The sequence below is a fragment of the Paenibacillus sp. PastM-3 genome, from assembly GCF_029893965.1.
Taxonomy (GTDB): Bacteria; Bacillota; Bacilli; order Paenibacillales; family Paenibacillaceae; genus Paenibacillus_AQ.
The window spans coordinates 407,685-424,249 of sequence record NZ_JARXXP010000003.1 but is presented as its reverse complement, the minus strand read 5'-3'; the positions used below and the strand labels follow the sequence as shown (position 1 = coordinate 424,249).

General features: G+C 53.5%; 21 protein-coding genes. 1 reads left to right on the top strand and 20 read right to left on the bottom strand.

The annotated features are described in order from the left end of the window. Positions 1–58: 58 nt before the first annotated feature. The 12 genes from M2108_RS08645 to M2108_RS08590 all read right to left on the bottom strand — a co-directional run bounded on the left by M2108_RS08645 (position 59) and on the right by M2108_RS08590 (position 9,502). Positions 59–700, bottom strand: coding sequence for a tetratricopeptide repeat protein (locus M2108_RS08645; RefSeq protein WP_277468376.1), 642 nt, complete (start codon positions 698–700; stop codon positions 59–61). Between the two features lie 114 nt (positions 701–814). Further along, positions 815–1,198, bottom strand: coding sequence for an aspartate 1-decarboxylase (gene panD, locus M2108_RS08640; protein WP_068728666.1), 384 nt, complete (start codon positions 1,196–1,198; stop codon positions 815–817). Continuing rightward, the gene (gene panC, locus M2108_RS08635) at positions 1,191–2,081 is read right to left on the bottom strand and encodes a pantoate--beta-alanine ligase (protein WP_277468377.1); all 891 of its coding nucleotides are present in this window, start codon (positions 2,079–2,081) and stop codon (positions 1,191–1,193) included. The genes panD and panC overlap by 8 nt, the downstream gene beginning before the upstream one ends. Position 2,082: 1 nt before the next feature. Further along, positions 2,083–2,949: a 3-methyl-2-oxobutanoate hydroxymethyltransferase gene (gene panB / locus M2108_RS08630; RefSeq protein ID WP_277468378.1), complete on the bottom strand. Its 867-nt coding sequence runs from the start codon at positions 2,947–2,949 to the stop codon at positions 2,083–2,085. 327 nt (positions 2,950–3,276) lie between these two features. Next, positions 3,277–4,077, bottom strand: a complete 801-nt coding sequence (locus M2108_RS08625; protein ID WP_277468379.1) for a biotin--[acetyl-CoA-carboxylase] ligase — start codon at positions 4,075–4,077, stop codon at positions 3,277–3,279. Then, positions 4,067–5,350, bottom strand: coding sequence for a CCA tRNA nucleotidyltransferase (locus M2108_RS08620; protein ID WP_277468380.1), 1,284 nt, complete (start codon positions 5,348–5,350; stop codon positions 4,067–4,069). The genes M2108_RS08625 and M2108_RS08620 overlap by 11 nt, the downstream gene beginning before the upstream one ends. 10 nt (positions 5,351–5,360) lie before the next feature. Beyond that, complete coding sequence (bshA, locus tag M2108_RS08615; protein ID WP_277468381.1) at positions 5,361–6,518, bottom strand: N-acetyl-alpha-D-glucosaminyl L-malate synthase BshA; 1,158 nt, start codon at positions 6,516–6,518, stop codon at positions 5,361–5,363. A gap of 84 nt (positions 6,519–6,602) precedes the next feature. Next, on the bottom strand, positions 6,603–7,313 hold the full coding sequence (bshB1, locus tag M2108_RS08610) for a bacillithiol biosynthesis deacetylase BshB1 (RefSeq protein ID WP_277468382.1): 711 nt from the start codon (positions 7,311–7,313) through the stop codon (positions 6,603–6,605). Further along, a complete protein-coding gene (mgsA, locus tag M2108_RS08605) occupies positions 7,313–7,735 on the bottom strand; it encodes a methylglyoxal synthase (protein ID WP_277468383.1) in 423 nt (140 codons plus the stop codon). The genes bshB1 and mgsA overlap by 1 nt, the downstream gene beginning before the upstream one ends. A gap of 17 nt (positions 7,736–7,752) precedes the next feature. Next, positions 7,753–8,556 (bottom strand): 4-hydroxy-tetrahydrodipicolinate reductase, encoded by an 804-nt coding sequence (gene dapB, locus M2108_RS08600; protein WP_277468384.1) that lies wholly within the window; start codon positions 8,554–8,556, stop codon positions 7,753–7,755. A 35-nt stretch (positions 8,557–8,591) separates the two neighbouring features. Further along, a complete protein-coding gene (locus tag M2108_RS08595; RefSeq protein WP_277468385.1) occupies positions 8,592–9,113 on the bottom strand; it encodes a tetratricopeptide repeat protein in 522 nt (173 codons plus the stop codon). 59 nt (positions 9,114–9,172) lie between these two features. After that, on the bottom strand, positions 9,173–9,502 hold the full coding sequence (locus M2108_RS08590; RefSeq protein WP_068723335.1) for a nucleotide pyrophosphohydrolase: 330 nt from the start codon (positions 9,500–9,502) through the stop codon (positions 9,173–9,175). A gap of 158 nt (positions 9,503–9,660) precedes the next feature. Here M2108_RS08590 and M2108_RS08585 point away from each other — a divergent pair, with 158 nt between their 5' ends. Further along, the gene (locus tag M2108_RS08585; RefSeq protein ID WP_277468386.1) at positions 9,661–10,530 is read left to right on the top strand and encodes a YitT family protein; all 870 of its coding nucleotides are present in this window, start codon (positions 9,661–9,663) and stop codon (positions 10,528–10,530) included. Positions 10,531–11,340: 810 nt separating this feature from the next. On the opposite strand, the gene M2108_RS08580 is transcribed toward M2108_RS08585, so the two are convergent. From M2108_RS08580 to M2108_RS08545, 8 genes are all read right to left on the bottom strand, one after another. Beyond that, on the bottom strand, positions 11,341–12,177 hold the full coding sequence (locus tag M2108_RS08580; RefSeq protein ID WP_277468387.1) for a sporulation protein YpjB: 837 nt from the start codon (positions 12,175–12,177) through the stop codon (positions 11,341–11,343). Between the two features lie 56 nt (positions 12,178–12,233). Next, positions 12,234–12,881, bottom strand: coding sequence for a DUF1405 domain-containing protein (locus M2108_RS08575; protein ID WP_277468388.1), 648 nt, complete (start codon positions 12,879–12,881; stop codon positions 12,234–12,236). 96 nt (positions 12,882–12,977) lie between these two features. Beyond that, entirely contained in the window at positions 12,978–13,856 is an 879-nt protein-coding gene (locus M2108_RS08570) for a menaquinol-cytochrome c reductase cytochrome b/c subunit (protein ID WP_277468389.1), read from the bottom strand. Between the two features lie 28 nt (positions 13,857–13,884). After that, positions 13,885–14,556 carry a menaquinol-cytochrome c reductase cytochrome b subunit gene (gene qcrB, locus M2108_RS08565; RefSeq protein WP_042178168.1) on the bottom strand — a complete coding sequence of 224 codons (672 nt, stop codon included), beginning with the start codon at positions 14,554–14,556 and terminating at the stop codon, positions 13,885–13,887. 5 nt (positions 14,557–14,561) lie between these two features. Next, on the bottom strand, positions 14,562–15,116 hold the full coding sequence (locus M2108_RS08560) for a Rieske (2Fe-2S) protein (protein ID WP_277468390.1): 555 nt from the start codon (positions 15,114–15,116) through the stop codon (positions 14,562–14,564). Positions 15,117–15,334: 218 nt separating this feature from the next. Then, positions 15,335–15,760 carry a DUF2487 family protein gene (locus tag M2108_RS08555; protein ID WP_277506119.1) on the bottom strand — a complete coding sequence of 142 codons (426 nt, stop codon included), beginning with the start codon at positions 15,758–15,760 and terminating at the stop codon, positions 15,335–15,337. 90 nt (positions 15,761–15,850) lie between these two features. Next, positions 15,851–16,030: an IDEAL domain-containing protein gene (locus M2108_RS08550; RefSeq protein ID WP_277468392.1), complete on the bottom strand. Its 180-nt coding sequence runs from the start codon at positions 16,028–16,030 to the stop codon at positions 15,851–15,853. Positions 16,031–16,048: 18 nt separating this feature from the next. After that, a complete protein-coding gene (locus tag M2108_RS08545) occupies positions 16,049–16,555 on the bottom strand; it encodes a gamma carbonic anhydrase family protein (RefSeq protein ID WP_277468393.1) in 507 nt (168 codons plus the stop codon). Between the last annotated feature and the right edge of the window lie 10 nt (positions 16,556–16,565).

Genomic DNA, 16,565 nt, shown 5'->3' with positions numbered 1-16,565 from the left:
AAAAGGCGATGCAAGCCGCTTGTTCAAGTGGATGCATCGCCTAAATGAATGGCTATGATTACAAAAGCGAAACAAGCTGGTCCCCGAACTGGAGCTTACCGCCCTTTTTGCGGCAGACCTCCAGATTGACATTCGGCTCCGGCAGAGCCGGATCATGCTGCAAAGACAAACCGAACAGTTCACTTGCCTCAAGGAAGCGCTCCTGTGAGGCCCTGATGCAGCCCAGGGCATTATAAATCATCGCCTTAAGCTTGCTCTCCCGGATCAGGGCGAGCATATGGTTCAGATGGCTCCAGGCCGTCTCCCCGTCCCCTTCCTGCAGATAAGCCATGGCCAGATACAGCCGGGCGGCCAGGCTGTCAGGATACCGCCGGATTACTTCCTGAAACTGCTGGATACATTTGCTGTACATCAGGAGCTTATAATACCCCTGGCCCCGGACAAAAGAATCCATGGCAAGCTCGGGTGCCTCCTGCTGCGGCACTTCTTCCTCAGGCTCGAGCGAAAGCTCAGTCTGTTCCCGGAACTGGCTCAGCTGCTCGGCAAAGGCCAGCCACTCATCCATCACTTTATCACTGAGTCTGTGAAGCATGTTGTACTTGCGGATCAGTTCATTCCGGTACTCCCCCTCCGAAGAGGGGTAGTCACGGGCAATCTCCTGGAGCATCTTGATCATTTCAGCAAATAAATGTTGAAACATCGGGCCATCCCCCTTTACTGAACATGAAATCAGCCTAAGCTTGCCTGCCTTCATTTTTAGCAAAGTCGGGGCGGTTCATCCCTGCCATTGATTACATGGCCTGCAGCTGCCTTATCAGGCGATTGTAGCGTGCAGCTCATGGTCAGCCAGCTTGACCGGCTTATTGTCTGCGTCCACAAACACAACCGTCGGCTTGTGGCCGGCCAGTTCATCAGCGGACAGCATTGCATAAGAGATAATGATGACTGTATCGCCAGGCTGCACCAGGCGGGCCGCCGCCCCGTTCAGGCAGATGACGCCGCTGCCGCGCGGGCCCGGAATGACGTAGGTTTCCAGCCGGGAGCCGTTGTTGTTGTCCACAATCTGTACCTTCTCGTTCTCAAGCAGATCGGCCGCTTCCATCAGATCCTCATCAATCGTAATGCTGCCTACATAATTAAGGTTGGCCTCAGTCACCGTCGCACGGTGAATTTTGGATTTCATCATATGTCTAAACAAGGGCAGGAGCCTCCTTCGGAATAAATACATTATTGTCGATCAGCCGGGTTCTGCCGAATTTGACTGCCAGCGCAATGATGATCTCACTGCCGGAGGAAGTAAGCAGCGATCCGGGTTCCAGCGCCTCCAGATCAGGGAAAGTCAGAATTTCCGCATAATCGATCACGGCCAGCGGAGCAGAGGAAATTTCCGAGACAAGAAGCATCCGGGCTTCATCAGCAGTACGGACCGCACCCTCGTCCATTGCCTGGCGAACAGCCTTCAGTGAACGGGACAGTACAAGCGCCTGGCTGCGCTCCTCTGCGGATAGATAGACATTGCGCGAGCTGAGCGCCAGTCCGTCATTCTCGCGGATGATCGGGCAGGCAATAATTTCAACATTCATATTGAGGTCGGATACCATGCGGCGCAGTACCGCCACCTGCTGGGCATCCTTAAGACCGAAGAATGCATAATCAGGCTGCACCATATTGAACAGCTTGTTAACAACAGTGGTTACACCGTCGAAATGCCCCGGACGTGAAGCGCCGCAGAGCCGGGTAGTCAGAGAGGATACCGAGATCTTGGTAAGTGTAGGCTGCGGGTACATTTCCTCCACACTCGGAATGAAGACAATATCTGCACCTTCACGTTCGGCAAGCTCCAGATCACGTGCTTCATCACGCGGATAAGAGGCATAATCCTCATTCGGCCCGAATTGCAGCGGATTGACAAAAATGCTCATCACCACCGTATTGCTCTTCTCACCGGCCTTGCGCAGCAGACTGGCATGTCCTTCATGCAGGTATCCCATAGTCGGCACAAAACCGACCGGAGTATGCCCTCCCTGACGCATATAATCAAGCGCTTCGCGCAATTGTGCTACTGTTCTGACCACTCTCATCTTATTTCACTCCTTTTCCGGCAGCGCCGTATAAAGATTCCAGTACATGCTCATCCGCATTAAAAACATGGTCCTCGGCAGGGAAGGAACGCTCCTTCACTTCCTTGACATAGCTGCTGATCCCCTCGCGGATGATGCTGCCGACGTCGGCATAGGTTTTGACGAAACGCTTCTCCCGGTATGGTGAAGCATAGCGCACAAGATCATGGAACACGAGCACCTGACCGTCACAGTATCGTCCAGCTCCAATGCCGATCGTCGGAATGCTGAGCGCCTTTGTAATGGCTTCCGCCACTTCTTCAGTTACCAGCTCCAGAACAATCCCGAACGCTCCTGCCGCTTCAAGTGCCTTAGCCTCTTTCATCAGCCGCTGTGCATCCGCAGGGTCCTTCCCCTGAATCCGGTAGCCGCCGATCATATTGACCGACTGCGGAGTCAGGCCGATATGTCCGAGAACAGGCACTCCCGCCTTCGTGACAGCAGACACGGCTTCGCAGATTTCCAGCCCGCCTTCCATCTTAACAGCATGGGCACGGCCCTCCTGCATCAGTCTGCGTACACCGCGCAGCGTCTCATCCACACCACCGTGGTAGGTCATAAACGGCATATCCGCCACGATAAAAGTGTTCTGCGCCCCCCGGACGACAGAGCGGGTATGGTAGACCATATCGTCGATCGTTACCGGCAGTGTCGTATCATAGCCAAGCACTACATTTCCCAGCGAATCACCGACGAGGATCAGGTCAATCCCCGCCTCTTCGGCAAGCAGTGCCGAAGGATAATCATAAGCGGTCAGCATGCTCAGGGGCACACCCTCCGCTTTCATTTTTTTCATTTTTACAATGTTCAGTGCATGTTTGTCAGCCATTCTCTCCATTCCCCTTTTCGCAGTTAAAATACGCGTAAACGCGCAAACAAAAAAACCCTTTAGCATAATCGGCTAAATAGGTCCGAAGGGCAAAAAAGAGTCACTCGCGATCGTCCCTTCTGTCTCGGTCCTTACGGCTCAGAGCAGAATCCAACGTAACCGTGTAGTACAGTTATGAAGGTACATCCAAAAGCAATTACTCAGTTATTAAAAGCCTAGCCGGAGTACAGTTCGCACCATGGCGATACCGTCTCTGTCCATAGTATACCAAAACCTGCCCCAAATTACACGAAAAAAAATATGACAAGGGATGGAACCCTTGTCATATCAGATCATTTCTATCTCCCCTGACAGGATGCTGGTGATGTTGCCAGCCTCATCCTGCAGCTGTAGTCCGCCGTTTTCATCCAGACCCACAGCCCTGCCTTCACAGCGGCCCTGAGGCGTGTTGAAGGAAATCTGGCGTCCGAGCGTCACCGACATAGATTCCCACAGCTCCTTCACCGGCCGGAAGCCCTGATCCAGGTACAGGCAGTAGAGATATTCCAGCTCAGCCAGCACAGCCCGGGTCAGCTGTTCACGGTCGACCGGGATGCCTCCGCCTTCAATCAGGAGAGAAGTACCGACCTCCTGCAGGTAATCCGGATAGTCCTCCGGAGTCAGGTTGGCGGAAATACCGATGCCGGCGATAGCATAGTGCAGGCCGCCTTCCCGGAGGCAGGATTCCAGCAGGATGCCGCAGATTTTGCGTCCGCCGGCCAGCAGATCATTCGGCCATTTGATTCCGGCCGGCACACCGGTCACCTCACGTATGGCAGTGCAGACTGCCACCCCGGCCAAGAGGGTAAGCTGCGGCGTCAGAGACAGCGGCAGGCTGGGACGGAGCACAATGCTCAGCCAGATGCCTTTGCCCTTCGGCGAATGCCATTTCCGGCCCATCCGACCCCGGCCGCCGGTCTGCTCCTCGGCCCGGACGGCTGTGCCTTCAAGGGCACCTGCCTCAGCAAGCTTCTTTGCTTCCTCTTGGGTCGAAATCACCGAGTCGAGCAGCTGCAGCCGATCCTGCCAGCTTGACACGAAGCTCTCCCGTGCCGGAAGGCCGAACACAGGCTTATTGTCATGATTCATCTATATCCATCCTTCTTGCTTCCTGAAGCAATACTTGTTGGTCATTCGGGCAGTCCCCCGCCGCTACAGCCAGCAGCAGCTTATTCAGCAGTCCGCCGAGCCACGGCCCGGGAGGCTTCCCAAGCAGACCAGCCAGCTCCTTGCCGGAAACTGACAGCTCGCTAAGCGAGCGGATTGGCATCTCTGCCGTCCATGAGCGCAGCGTGGCGGGCGGGATGTGCGCGGCGGCCTGCGGCAGCGCCGCCAGCAGCGTCACCCACCCATCGGCGGCTTCCGCGCCGATGGATAGCACGGCGGCGATCCAGCGCCGCCGCAGCTGCTCAGTAGCGCCCGGAGAATCCGGCGCTACTGAGGCCAGCGCCGCGTCCCACGCCTCGCGGACGCGGAGCACGGCGGCGACGGAGCTGCGCGCCGCCCCCGGGAACGTCCATGCCCGCAGGAGCTTGTCGGCCGCTTCGGCCGACTGCCCCAGGGCATGGAGGAGCAGCGCCCACCGCAGGCGGGCGCTGTCCAGTTCCCCGATCCCGGCCAGCATGGCGGCTGCTGCCGCCATATCTTCGCCGGTCCAGGGGAACGGGGCTTTGCCGCGCGCAAGCAGCCCGCTGCGCGCCAGCAGGCCGAGGCCGCGCACAGGGTGCGGCCCCAGGGCGATGCGCTCCGTCTCGGCGCGCACGCGCTCGACGGCGATATGCGCCAGCTTGTCGCGCTGGCGCAGCAGCCCCCGCCACGTATTCTTGGCGACGGCAAAATCCAGCACCGACGCGAACCGCACACAGCGCAGCATGCGCAGTGCATCCTCGTCGAAGCGCTCCTCCGCACTGCCTACGCAGCGGATCAGCCGGGCGCCTAAATCCTGCGTGCCCAGAAACGGATCAACCAGCTTCCCGTCCAGCCCGCAGCAGATCGCATTGATGGTGAAATCCCGCCGCCGCAGATCCTCCTTAACATCGCTTACAAAAGAGACATGCTCCGGACGGCGGTGATCGGCATAGCCGCTCTCCGTCCGGTAAGTCGTCACTTCAAAGCTGAAGCCGTCCTGCAGCACTGTAACCGTCCCGTGGGCAAGCCCTGTCGGGACACAGCGCGGAAAGACGGCCATAACCTCCTCGGGCAGCGCCGAAGTGGTCAGGTCGATATCATGAACCGGCCGGCCCAGCAGCTCATCGCGGATACAACCTCCGACGAAATAGGCCTCACGGCCGCTCTCAAGCAGCCCTGTAATCACCTTGCGGGCTGCCGCCGCCATACCGTCCGGTGCCATTGTCCATTCCATATCGTTCTCCTTACCCCCGGATGGCATCCATTCCGAGCACCTTGCGCCCCAGCACACGGTAATAAATATCCTCATATTGGTTCGTAATGCTGTCCCGGCTGAAGTCATTGCAGGAACGCTTCAGACAAGCCTCGCGGAATTGCTCGGCCAATGCCTCATCCGACAGCAGCTTCACGGCATATTTAGCCATAGCAGACGTATCGCCAATCGGCGCCAGGAAGCCGGTCTTGCCATGCTGAACCAGCTCTGGAATGCCGCCGGCCTGGGAACCGATCGTCGGGACGCCGCAGGCCATCGCCTCCAGCGCTACCAGCCCAAAGCTCTCCTTCTCCGAAGGCAACAGCAGCAGGTCAGCCAGCGAGATTACCTGGGCAATCTCATCCTGCTTGCCGAGGAAGCGGACCTTGTGCTCAAGACCCATTTCGTTGATCTTGGCCTGAATCTTCGGCAGCTCCGGGCCTTCCCCTACCAGAAGGAGCTTCGCCTTGATCTCCCGGCTCACCTTGGCAAAAACATCAACCACATCGCCCACCCGTTTCACCGGGCGGAAATTGCTGATATGCATCAGGATTTTCTCATCGGGATCGGCATAATCGCCCCGCAGGTCTGTTACATCCCGCGGATAATAGACCCGCTTGTCAACAAAGTTATAAGTCAGGTCAATATCCCTTGTAATATCCAGAACCTTTCGGGTTTCGTTGATCAGATCCTTTGAAACGGCGGTAACCGCATCGCTCTCATTAATGCCCAGCCGGATCAGATCCTTGAGTGACTCATCCTGCCCCAGCACCGTGATGTCGGTGCCGTGCAAGGTAGTAACGACCTTCATATCATTGCCGAGCATCTGCTTGGCAAGAAATGCGCAGACGGCATGCGGTACCGCATAATGGACATGAAGCAGATCCAGCCCCTGCATTTTGGCTACCTGGGCCATTTTGGTCGCCAGCGCCAGATCATAAGGGGGGTAACGGAACACATAGTAATCGTTAACCTCAACCTCATGATAAAATATATTCTTCTGAAACGTTCCAAGCCGGAACGGGATACTGTGTGTAATAAAATGGACTTCATGGCCTTTTTCCGCCAGAAGCTTGCCCAGTTCAGTCGCCACTACGCCCGAGCCGCCCAGAGACGGATAACAGGTGATGCCTATTTTTAGCCGGTTCATAGCTCCGTCCCCTTCGTAGACTGTTCTCTTACTTTAAGTAATGTCATTGATTTATTATAGTTGCATCACACAACAAAATAAAGCTTATTCCGACTTGCCCCCGTTAAGGAACAGGTCAACAGCATGGGGAACCCTGGTGGCAAAGCCTTCGGCAAAGGGAATGAGCCTGCGCTGGCCAAGCAGCATATCCCGTGAGCGGACGCGTTCAATGTATCCCTCATTAAGCGGGGTGGATACCACATCCTCGCCGGGTGCTTTTTCAAACTGGGAACGGTAGCAGGACAGTGCCTGCTCCTTCACAGCGTATTGCTCTGTTACATCCACAATCAGGTCGGTACGGCCCAGGTCGTTGATGAAGTAAAAATACAGCAGCGGCGCAGGCACCGCAGGCTTGTCCGGCATGTATTTGCGCAGCTTGGCATTAAATACAGCCTCCTCCACCAGCTTGCTGCAGGCGATATGATCCGGATGCCTGTCCTCCCAGTAAGGTGCGAAGACGACAGCCGGGGCAAACCGGCGGATTTCTGCGGTCACCGCCGCCAGATGCTCTTCTGTCATATACAGGCCGCGGTCAGGCAGCCCGAGATTACTGCGCACAGCAGCACCCAGCACATCGGCAGCCTGCTGCGCTTCCTGCTTGCGGCGCTCCACTGTACCGTTTGATGACATCTCGGCGGCGGTCAAGTCACACAGGCCTACCTTCAGCCCTGCAGCCGTATGCTTGGCAATGGTTCCGGCCATACCGATCTCGGCATCATCGGCATGCGCCCCGAATACAAGAATGTCCAGTTTCATTACTCGTCCACACCTGGTTTGTATTTATGTACAAGCTCCCGCCAGCCGAAATCCCCGCGGTCGATTGCCTTCACCAGAATTTCCGCCGTCGCGATATTGGTTGCCACCGGGATGCCGTACACATCGCACAAACGGAGCAGTGCCGTAATGTCCGGCTCGTGCGGCTGGGCCATCAGCGGATCACGCAGGAAAATAATCAGATCCAGCTCATCCTGCGCTACCAGAGAGCCGATCTGCTGGTCGCCGCCCAGCGGACCGGACATGAACCGGTTGATTTTCAGCTCGGTTGCTTCCATAATACGTTGGCCCGTTGTTCCCGTCGAATACAGCTCCAGCCCGGTAAAAACATTTTCATAGGCGGTAACGAAATTGACCATTTCTTCTTTTTTACGGTCATGTGCGATAAAGGCAATCTTTAGCATGTTGGTTTCTCCCCTGTCTATTCAATAAAATGCTCGAAGCCGTAGATCAGTCCGGTATACCCCATTACCTTCTGGACTCCCAGCTTAACCCCAGGCATATAGCCTGCCCGTTCGTACGAATCATGACGGATTTTGAGCGACTGGCCATATCCGCCGAACACCACTTCCTCCTGGGCAAACACGCCCGGAAGACGGACGCTGTGAATACGGAAGCCGTTATAGTAACCTCCGCGCGAGCCTTCAATAAGCTCTTCCTCATGAGGATGGCCCTGGCGGAGCTCTTCTCTCGCTTCAGAGATCATCTCTGCTGTCTTGATTGCTGTACCTGAAGGAGCATCCAGCTTCTGATCTCCATGATACTCGATAATTTCCAGATGCGGGAAATATTTCGCTGCCTGTGCAGCAAATTTCATCAGCAGAATCGCTCCGATCGAGAAGTTCGGGGCAATCAGCCCGCCGATTCCCTGCTCCTGACATTGCTTGTCCAGCTCGGCAATCTGCTCCGGAGTGAATCCGGTTGTTCCGATAACCGGCCGCACCCCGTATTTGATTGCAAGCGAAGTATTGGCATAAGCCGATTGCGGAATCGTAAAATCAACCATCACATCTCCGCGGCTCCCTGCTAAGGCAGCTTCCAGATCGGAAGTAACGGTTATTCCGCATTCCTCCAGCCCTACCATACGGCCCGCATCACGCTCGCCTGCGGAACGGTCTACTGCTGCTGCCAGCTCCAGCTCTTCATCCTCCAGCACCAGCTTTACAACCTCTTTACCCATTCTGCCTCCTGCTCCGGAGACAATCACTCTGATCTTGTCGCTCACCTTTAAATCCTCCTCGCTTTTACTGGTTCCATTCATTAATGGATATATTTTTGCAATGACCTTTGCAGGTCTTTCATCAGCTGGCGCAATCCGCTATCATCCGGATGAAGGGCAATAACCTCTTTCATGGCGGCGATCGCCTGTATATGCTCATTCATCCGGCTGTGCGCAATGGCCAGCCATACATAGGCGTCTCCGTATAAGGGGTCCAGCGTAATTGCTGCTTTAAGAAGTGTAACCGGATGATACGGATTGGATGTCCCGCCCGCGTCATCCTCCAGCAGATGTTTGGCCTTCTGCACAAGCTGAAGCGCCTGCAGATGCTGGAGATGCAGCCGGTATTCGGGTTTCGTATCATCGAGCCTCACCGCAGCGACCGCATGCTCCAGCGCTTTCTCCACCATCCCGCTGCGGGCGTAGGTAATGGAGCAGCGGTATCTGACTTCGGCATCGTCCGGACTGGCCGAAATGGCAGCCTCAAAAGATTCAATCGCCTGTGCGAAATCGCTGCGCAGAATGGAACGGTATGCGGCCTTGACATAATCGTTATGATCCATATACTCACCATCCTTACGGCTAAATCCCGTTCGTTTGGTACAGCATATGATATAAGGGCCTAATCGGTGTTTTTAAGGGTCCAGCGGCCGGCGTCACGGGTATTGAACTTGTGCATCACTTTATTGTGAGCCTCGGTCAGATCAATCCCCAGTGAATTCGCAAAGCAAACCGTAATGAACAGAATGTCACCCAGCTCCAGTTCAATGGAGTTGTCTGCTTCATCGGCTTTTTTGGGCTTTTCACCAAACTGATGGTTCACTTCGCGCGCCAGCTCCCCGACTTCCTCTGACATCCGGGCCAGCATGGACAGCGGACTGAAGTAACCTTCCTTAAACTGTGAGATATAAGCGTCAACTTCACGCTGAATCTCGGCTAGACTTTTTTCCATAATTTGCAGCTGCGCCCCCTCTATGATCTTGCCTTATGTTTGCCCCTATGTTATCGTAAAGACGTTTTGAAGACAAATCTTTTTTATATTTACAGCTTCACCTCATGAAAGCCAGGTTAGAACATTCTGCCCGTATAAGGGCTTAGGCGAGGGATTAAATGAACTCATTAAAGGTCATGAATATTGGTAAAACCATAGCACCCATTATGCTGGGAACAGCGGTCTATGCATTCGGGCTTTTGTACTTTATTGTACCCAACCAGCTGATGGAGGGCGGCGTAACCGGGATCACCATCCTGCTCAATTATGCCTTCAGCATCCCAATCTTCCTAACGACACTGCTGCTGAACCTTCCGCTGTTCCTGCTGGGCTGGAAAGTGCTCGGCTCCAATCAGATTGTCTATACCGGACTAGGCATCGGCTCCCTGACTTTTTTTCTCTGGGTATTCGAACAGGCGATAGACAAGGGCTGGCTCGTCCCGTTCACTACCGAGCATGATTTTATTCTTGCTTCATTATATGCAGGCGTTACGCTCGGCCTTGGCCTGGGCATTGTTTTCCGTTACGGCGGGACTACCGGCGGGGTTGATATCGTGGCACGCATCCTGGGACGCAAATTTGGCTGGAGCATGGGCCAGATCATTCTCGTTGTCGATGTTATCATTATCGGCGCATCCCTGCTCTACATACCCCGTGAAAAGATTTTATACACTCTGGTGGCCGTCTTTATCGCATCGCGGGTCATTGATTTTATCCAGGAGGGGGCATACGCTGCCAAAGCCTTCACTATAATCAGCGATGATGCGCCGCAGATTGCCGACCTGATTACTGCCGAGATGGAGCGCGGTGTAACACTGATTCCGGCCATCGGCGCGTATTCCAAACAGGCAAAGCACATGGTTTACTGCGTCGTCTCCCGCCAGGAGATCCGCCGGCTCAGCCAGCTGGTCAAATCCGTCGATCCTGCAGCGTTCGTTATTATCAGCGATGTACACGATGTAATGGGCGAGGGCTTCCGGGAGTCCTGAGTTCGGAAGGTTGAGGGTTGGTTGATATTGGTTCGTTGAGTTTGAATTTTTGTCTGATTTAAGCTTTTTTAAACTTAGTATGATTAGCATATTGAGCAGATTTGGTTGTCTAGAGTTAGATTGAGTAGAGTGTATTTGGTGATTTGGTGGATTTGGTGGATTTGGTGGATTTGGCGGATTTGGTGGATTTGGTGTGTTTGGTAAGTTAAGTTTGACTAGTTTGATGAGTTTGATGAGTTTGAGGGGTTTGGTAAGTTTTGTATGTTATCTGAGTGCGTTAAGCGAGTTAGAATGAGTTGTTTTACCTTTACATAATCAGCACCTCAACCGATTAACTGCATTTTGTACAACTATACTCCACGATTATGGGCTTGCAGTAACTATAAGTGTATTCCGTGCAACTATATCCGGTCTTTTTAGGTAAAATAGCATTTTCGGCCGATTATAATTGCATGAAATACAGTTATTTCTAAATTGGGCGGCTTTTTGTGCTTTTTAGTTGTATAAAATACACTTATTCCTTAAAATCGCATAGTTGGCTAACCCTCAAAGAATCTGCCAAACACACACATTGGCTCACCCATACCTGCGATAAGCCTCACTCTACGATACATCGCACAAGATTATTATAAAGATAATACGAGCAAAAGCTCCCCTTCCCGTGTCTAATGGAAAGGAGAGCTTTTTTTTAGAATCAGCAGGCAATTAACCGCAACACCCCTGCCAGCTTGTGCAGGCAAGCCAGCATGAAAGCTTAACGTCTATGCCTTCACTAACTTCAGTTCCACTTCCTCCAGTATTCCTCTGCGCCTATACCGGCCTCAGATCCTCGCGCTCGCCCCGGTATTTGCGGAAAGCGGCATAGGCCAGAGCTGTGATGATGAAGACACCTGCCAGCAGTCCCCAGGCTCCATATTCTGCAGGGGCAAGCGGAAGGGATAATGCCGGTTCATCGCGTTCCTTGCCGAATAACACTCTCACCGCATCCTGGCCGTAGGAGACGATCTCCAGCAGCCGCGAACGTCCGGGAGGCTGAGAGGAATCCGTAACCCCGGCTGCATATGACAGCCAGGAGTCAAAGGCGCTGACTGCTTCCGGCCGGCTTGAGATGACGACCGCCGGTCGGATCGTATCATATCTGCTCTGCAGCCGGGAGACGGCAGCTTTCCAGCCTTCCGGGTTGCCGGCCGCAGCGCTTTGCTCCATATCGTTCAGATCCTCACGGATCAGCTTATAATACTGTTGCCACATCGGCTGACGCGGATGGCTCAGACTGTTGGCGGCAAGCCTCATTCTGGCTGCAGCCGCTTCCCACTTCCCGGGATCGATCTGGGCAGCCGCAAGGGTCGCCTTGAGGTCCATAATTACCCCGGACAGCGCATTGACTCCTTCAACCGAAGTCAGCCCTTCAAAAGAGGAAGACACAAAGATCTCGGAGATCTCCGCGCTCTTCTGCCTTGCTTTAACCACATCACCTTCCAGCACATAGCTGTACAGCGCTTCCGCCGCCTGTTCCAGCTTTTCTGCGCCGTTCCTGCCGGTCAGCGCCGGGGCTCCGCTCCCTGCAGATACACTCCCGCCGATCATACCGGCAAGCAGCCAGCACAATATGAATCCACTCAGCACCATATAACACTTGCGCGGCATGAGACATCCCTCCTACCCTTAATCTATGGCAGAAGGACAAGAGTTAGAACAGCCTGTCAGCGCCGGATCCCGGTCCGCTGCAGGGTCTCGTGCCGCCTTGCTTTCGGACCCACTGCCCAGGCTGCCGCAGCGCTCAGCAGAGTCAGGAGAATCGTGAGATTCTGCACCTGGGTAACATCGTCTTCCAATACTGACGGCAGCCAAGGATAGACTCCTGCTGAGTAATCAACCATATCATTAGCCAGCGTCCAGAGCAGAGCCACCGGCAGCATCCGCCGGAACGAGAAGAACCGGGCATAGATCAAGGCCTCTACCGCCATTCCGGTATGCGACACCACCAGCATCCAATCCTTCCAGCTGACTGTATCTCCCTGATATCCACCGGCAAAAATAACGCCAACCGCCCATATGCCGTACTTGACAGAAGTAACTACAGCCAGCGCTTCGATCAGCTCACGCACCAGCGTTCCCTTCAAGCCTTTCGGGGGATACAGCAGCAGTAACAGCGCAATTGTAAAAAACAGACTGGCTGTCGGGCTGTCCGGCACGAACGGCAGCAGCCAAGCCGGATAGTTCTGCGCAGTATACTCCAGTTGATTGCCATACCATATGTATCCGTAAATCGTTCCGAGGACATTGACGATAAAGAGCAGCCATATGACTCCCCGGTGCTTGAACAGCTTGTCTAACATATTAACCGGCATACACAGTTTCTCCCTCCCGAGTAGGAACATATCACTTCCACTACACAGACAAAAACCTGACCGCAAGAATACGATCAGGTTCGCGTTATCATTATTTTACTGTTCGCTTTTTTGTTTGGCAAGCCACGCCGCCAGAGAGTCGATATCCTGGTCGGTAAGCCCGGCACCAAGCGCCGTTTCATACATCGGCGGCATCTGGCCCTGGCCCTCTTTGATAATGGCCAGAATAGCCGCCTGATCGTGGGTATCTCCTACCCCGCGCAGCGAAGGTCCGCCCCCGCCCTTCAGGTCCACAGCATGACAGGTAACGCAGGTCGCCTGCTTGAATAGTGCCATTGCCGGATCATCCTTGTCCACGATTGCGATATCCTCAGTCTGTACCGCACTGGTGGTGGGCAAGCCTTTGGCCCTGTTCTCAGCTGCTTTCTCCTCACGCTGCACATCTTCCGGGATCTGGCCGGTTTCGGCCATTTCATGCTTGTATTCAGTCCAGGCCGTATTGGTTAAATAGACGATCGCCGCCAGTGACAGGAGCATCAGCGAAGAGGCAATCGGCCGCTTATAGAAGCGCCGCTCCCGGCCGGTGTCCAGAAAAGGGGCAAGCAGCAAAGCGCCGAACGCCACACCCGTGACTCCCAGGGTTCCCAGCACGATATAATCACCCGATGCATAAGGGAGCTTCAAATATTGATAGAGAAACAGAAAATACCAGTCAGGAATCGGAATAACGGTAGCTCTGGCGTCTGCCGGGAATCCCAGCGGCGCAGGCTCGGAAATCGTGAGCACAAGAATGCCTACCAGCACAACTACCCCGACCATCCATTCCTTGAGCAGAAAGTTCGGAATGAACGCCTCCGATTTCCCCGGGTAAGCCGTATAGTCAGGCGGCGTAATAAATCCGCTGCCCTTTCTTACACGGGAGTCGCCGACATACACTACCTTTTCCCCGGATTCGTCCTTGCCCTTATGTACCATTCCGTTCTCCCTCCTTTCGTCGTTTGGCTTACAGCGGTCCGGATATACCCTGTCTGCGGATCATAATAAAGTGTCCAACGAGCAGTATAAGCAGCACTGCGGGGAGGAAGAATACATGAAGAGCGAAAAAGCGGGTCAACGTCTCTGCACCGACAATCGTTCCGCCCTGCATCAGCTCTTTTAGCACAGGACCCATAACCGGCACGGAATTGGCGATTTCCAGCGTTACTTTGGTAGCAAAATAAGCTTTGTTGTCCCAAGGCAGCAGATAACCGGTCAGACCCAGGCCCAGCATGACAAAAAAGATCAGCATCCCCACTACCCAGTTCATCTCCCGCGGCGCTTTGTACGAGCCGGTAAAGAAAACGCGCATCGTATGCAAAAACATCATAACAATAACCAGACTTGCCCCCCAGTGGTGCATACCGCGGACGATTTGCCCGAAAGCAACCTTGGTTTGCAGATATTCCACACTGGCATAGGCATTAATAATATCCGGTACATAATACATAGTCAGAAACATGCCTGACAGAATCTGAATGACGGTGATAAAAAAGGTAAGACCGCCGAAGCAGTACACGAATGCCGAGAAGTGATGGGCCGGGTTGACGTGCTCGGGGACCTCATGATCCGCAACATCTCTCCAGATCGGCGTAATATCCAGACGTTCATCAATCCAGTTATAGATATTTTTAAACATCAGGGCTACGCCTCCTTATTGGCTTCGGTATTAGGTACAATATCACCCAGATACACCCATCCGCCTTCAATCTTGGTCTTGTACTGGTCGAGCGGCTTAGCTGCAACCGCCAGCTGCTTGCCCAGCTTCGTGTAACGTGCGCCATGGCAGGGACAATGGTATTCGTCGGGAAAAGCCTTATCATTGTTCCAGCCTACCGTACAGCCCAGATGTTTGCAGATCGGTGAAAGCGCATAAATATTTCCGCCCTCATCTTTCCGGATCCACGCTGTCAGTGTAGCTGTACTGGCATACCAGCCGTCCTGCTGCTTGAGCTCAAAGTTAAACTCCTGCGGAACATCGGTAATCTGCGAGACTTCTGCAACCTTGATGAAATCCCCTTCCCCCCGCTTATGTAAAATAGGGTCTACAGCAAACCGCGTCATGGGAAGAAGGACTCCAGCTCCCATAAATGCGGTGGCTCCGCCGAGGGTGTAGGTCAGAAACTGCCTGCGGGACATCTCCTTGCGGCTGGGCGGTTTGGGCGGATTAACTTCAGGCTCTTCAATGTAACTGCTCATACGGTGTGTAACCCCCTTTTCAAAAATGGAGAAGGCACCTGCAGGTCTTGCATAGTCATTTAATGTAAAGAATCCGGTTACAATGACATAAATCACATGTCATATCAATTCACCCTTATCATAGCTTAGGCCCCAATACCCGTCAAGAATTTTGTCTATTTTGTGACAGGCATCTGCACTCTCTTTTATTAAATTGTTGATTTTTTGTCACAATTAACTCATGTTGCACTTTGCCATAAAGTATGGATTTTTTCATTTATTTCGGACTTTTCCGGGCCTTTACAATCCGGTCCGAATCCAGACACAGCAAAGACTAAATCGCTTTCATAAATATCTTCTGCCGACATTCCGGGAACGGCTGAAGCAACAACCACATACTGGAAGAGACTGGATTTGACTTTCCTGCACACTTCGTTCAAATAGTCTGTATCTTGACCTGCTGCATACTGTATAGCCGGATATACAACTACGCGGCCCCGGAACGGCTGCTCGATCAGATCCAGCAGATCACGGAGCTTCTCCAGCACGGCTGCTGCCTCAGGCGGGCTCTCCTCACCCGACAGTCCGGTGAACGGCAGCAGGCAGGTATCAAAGTATTTTCCATGTTCTTTCCAGCTTTCCTCTGTAAATTCACTGAATTTCAACGTGATCATCCCTTCACATGGATTCCTTTTAATCTATTTAATATGGACTTGCCGGATAAGTCAAAAAAAGAAATGCGCTAAGCGCATTTCTTATGCAAGACTCTTCAGTTCTTCAGTCAGATAACAGAATGCCGCTTTATCTCCGGCCGCCAGCGCCGTGTCGATCTCCCGGTACAAGATGTCGGTACGACGCTTTCGCAGCGCTTCATCCCACACCATTTCTGCCGCAAGTCCTAGCATCACTTCATAGGTAGCCTTCATTTTGTCCATTCGATACACCTCCGCTGTTTAGAAGATTCCATATTCTTTTGCTTTGATTACATAACTTTCACTGGTCTGCTTCATCCGGAGCAGATCCTGCTCCGTAAGCTCGCGGACGACTTTTGCAGGAGAACCTAAACACAATGTATACGGCGGGATTTTTTTGTTTTCGGTTACAATTGAACCGGCTCCTATTAAAGCATATTCACCAATTTCTGCTCCGTTCAAAACAATTGCACCCATTCCGATTAATGTGCCCCTGCCTATCCTGCAGCCGTGAATGATTGCGGAATGTCCGACCGATATCCCGTCCTCGAGAATCAGCGGCAAGCCATTGCCGACATGCCCTACAGCCCCGTCCTGAATATTACAGCGTTCCCCGATAACTACCGGAGCAAGATCTCCCCGGAGCACTGCATTGAACCAGATGCTTGATTGCTGCCCTACCGTCACATCGCCTACCAGCTTGGCGCCTTCCGCCACGTATACAGATTCGTCAGTCCGCGGTATGTAATTCCCGTAAGCAATCCGCATATTCCTCCCC

What these genes read in the sequence shown, in the direction of transcription:
- M2108_RS08570 (WP_277468389.1), bottom strand. Translation starts at nt 13,856, where the DNA reads ATGGTACATAAGGGCAAGGACGAATCCGGGGAAAAGGTAGTGTATGTC.
- M2108_RS08545 (WP_277468393.1), bottom strand. Translation starts at nt 16,555, where the DNA reads ATGCGGATTGCTTACGGGAATTACATACCGCGGACTGACGAATCTGTA.
- mgsA (WP_277468383.1), bottom strand. Translation starts at nt 7,735, where the DNA reads ATGCTAAAGATTGCCTTTATCGCACATGACCGTAAAAAAGAAGAAATG.
- bshA (WP_277468381.1), bottom strand. Translation starts at nt 6,518, where the DNA reads ATGAACCGGCTAAAAATAGGCATCACCTGTTATCCGTCTCTGGGCGGC.
- qcrB (WP_042178168.1), bottom strand. Translation starts at nt 14,556, where the DNA reads ATGTTTAAAAATATCTATAACTGGATTGATGAACGTCTGGATATTACG.
- M2108_RS08580 (WP_277468387.1), bottom strand. Translation starts at nt 12,177, where the DNA reads ATGCCGCGCAAGTGTTATATGGTGCTGAGTGGATTCATATTGTGCTGG.
- M2108_RS08585 (WP_277468386.1), top strand. Translation starts at nt 9,661, where the DNA reads ATGAACTCATTAAAGGTCATGAATATTGGTAAAACCATAGCACCCATT.
- M2108_RS08550 (WP_277468392.1), bottom strand. Translation starts at nt 16,030, where the DNA reads ATGGACAAAATGAAGGCTACCTATGAAGTGATGCTAGGACTTGCGGCA.
- panC (WP_277468377.1), bottom strand. Translation starts at nt 2,081, where the DNA reads ATGAGAGTGGTCAGAACAGTAGCACAATTGCGCGAAGCGCTTGATTAT.
- M2108_RS08575 (WP_277468388.1), bottom strand. Translation starts at nt 12,881, where the DNA reads ATGCCGGTTAATATGTTAGACAAGCTGTTCAAGCACCGGGGAGTCATA.
- M2108_RS08595 (WP_277468385.1), bottom strand. Translation starts at nt 9,113, where the DNA reads ATGGATCATAACGATTATGTCAAGGCCGCATACCGTTCCATTCTGCGC.
- bshB1 (WP_277468382.1), bottom strand. Translation starts at nt 7,313, where the DNA reads ATGAAACTGGACATTCTTGTATTCGGGGCGCATGCCGATGATGCCGAG.
- M2108_RS08590 (WP_068723335.1), bottom strand. Translation starts at nt 9,502, where the DNA reads ATGGAAAAAAGTCTAGCCGAGATTCAGCGTGAAGTTGACGCTTATATC.
- panB (WP_277468378.1), bottom strand. Translation starts at nt 2,949, where the DNA reads ATGGCTGACAAACATGCACTGAACATTGTAAAAATGAAAAAAATGAAA.
- M2108_RS08645 (WP_277468376.1), bottom strand. Translation starts at nt 700, where the DNA reads ATGTTTCAACATTTATTTGCTGAAATGATCAAGATGCTCCAGGAGATT.
- M2108_RS08620 (WP_277468380.1), bottom strand. Translation starts at nt 5,350, where the DNA reads ATGGAATGGACAATGGCACCGGACGGTATGGCGGCGGCAGCCCGCAAG.
- M2108_RS08560 (WP_277468390.1), bottom strand. Translation starts at nt 15,116, where the DNA reads ATGAGCAGTTACATTGAAGAGCCTGAAGTTAATCCGCCCAAACCGCCC.
- M2108_RS08625 (WP_277468379.1), bottom strand. Translation starts at nt 4,077, where the DNA reads ATGAATCATGACAATAAGCCTGTGTTCGGCCTTCCGGCACGGGAGAGC.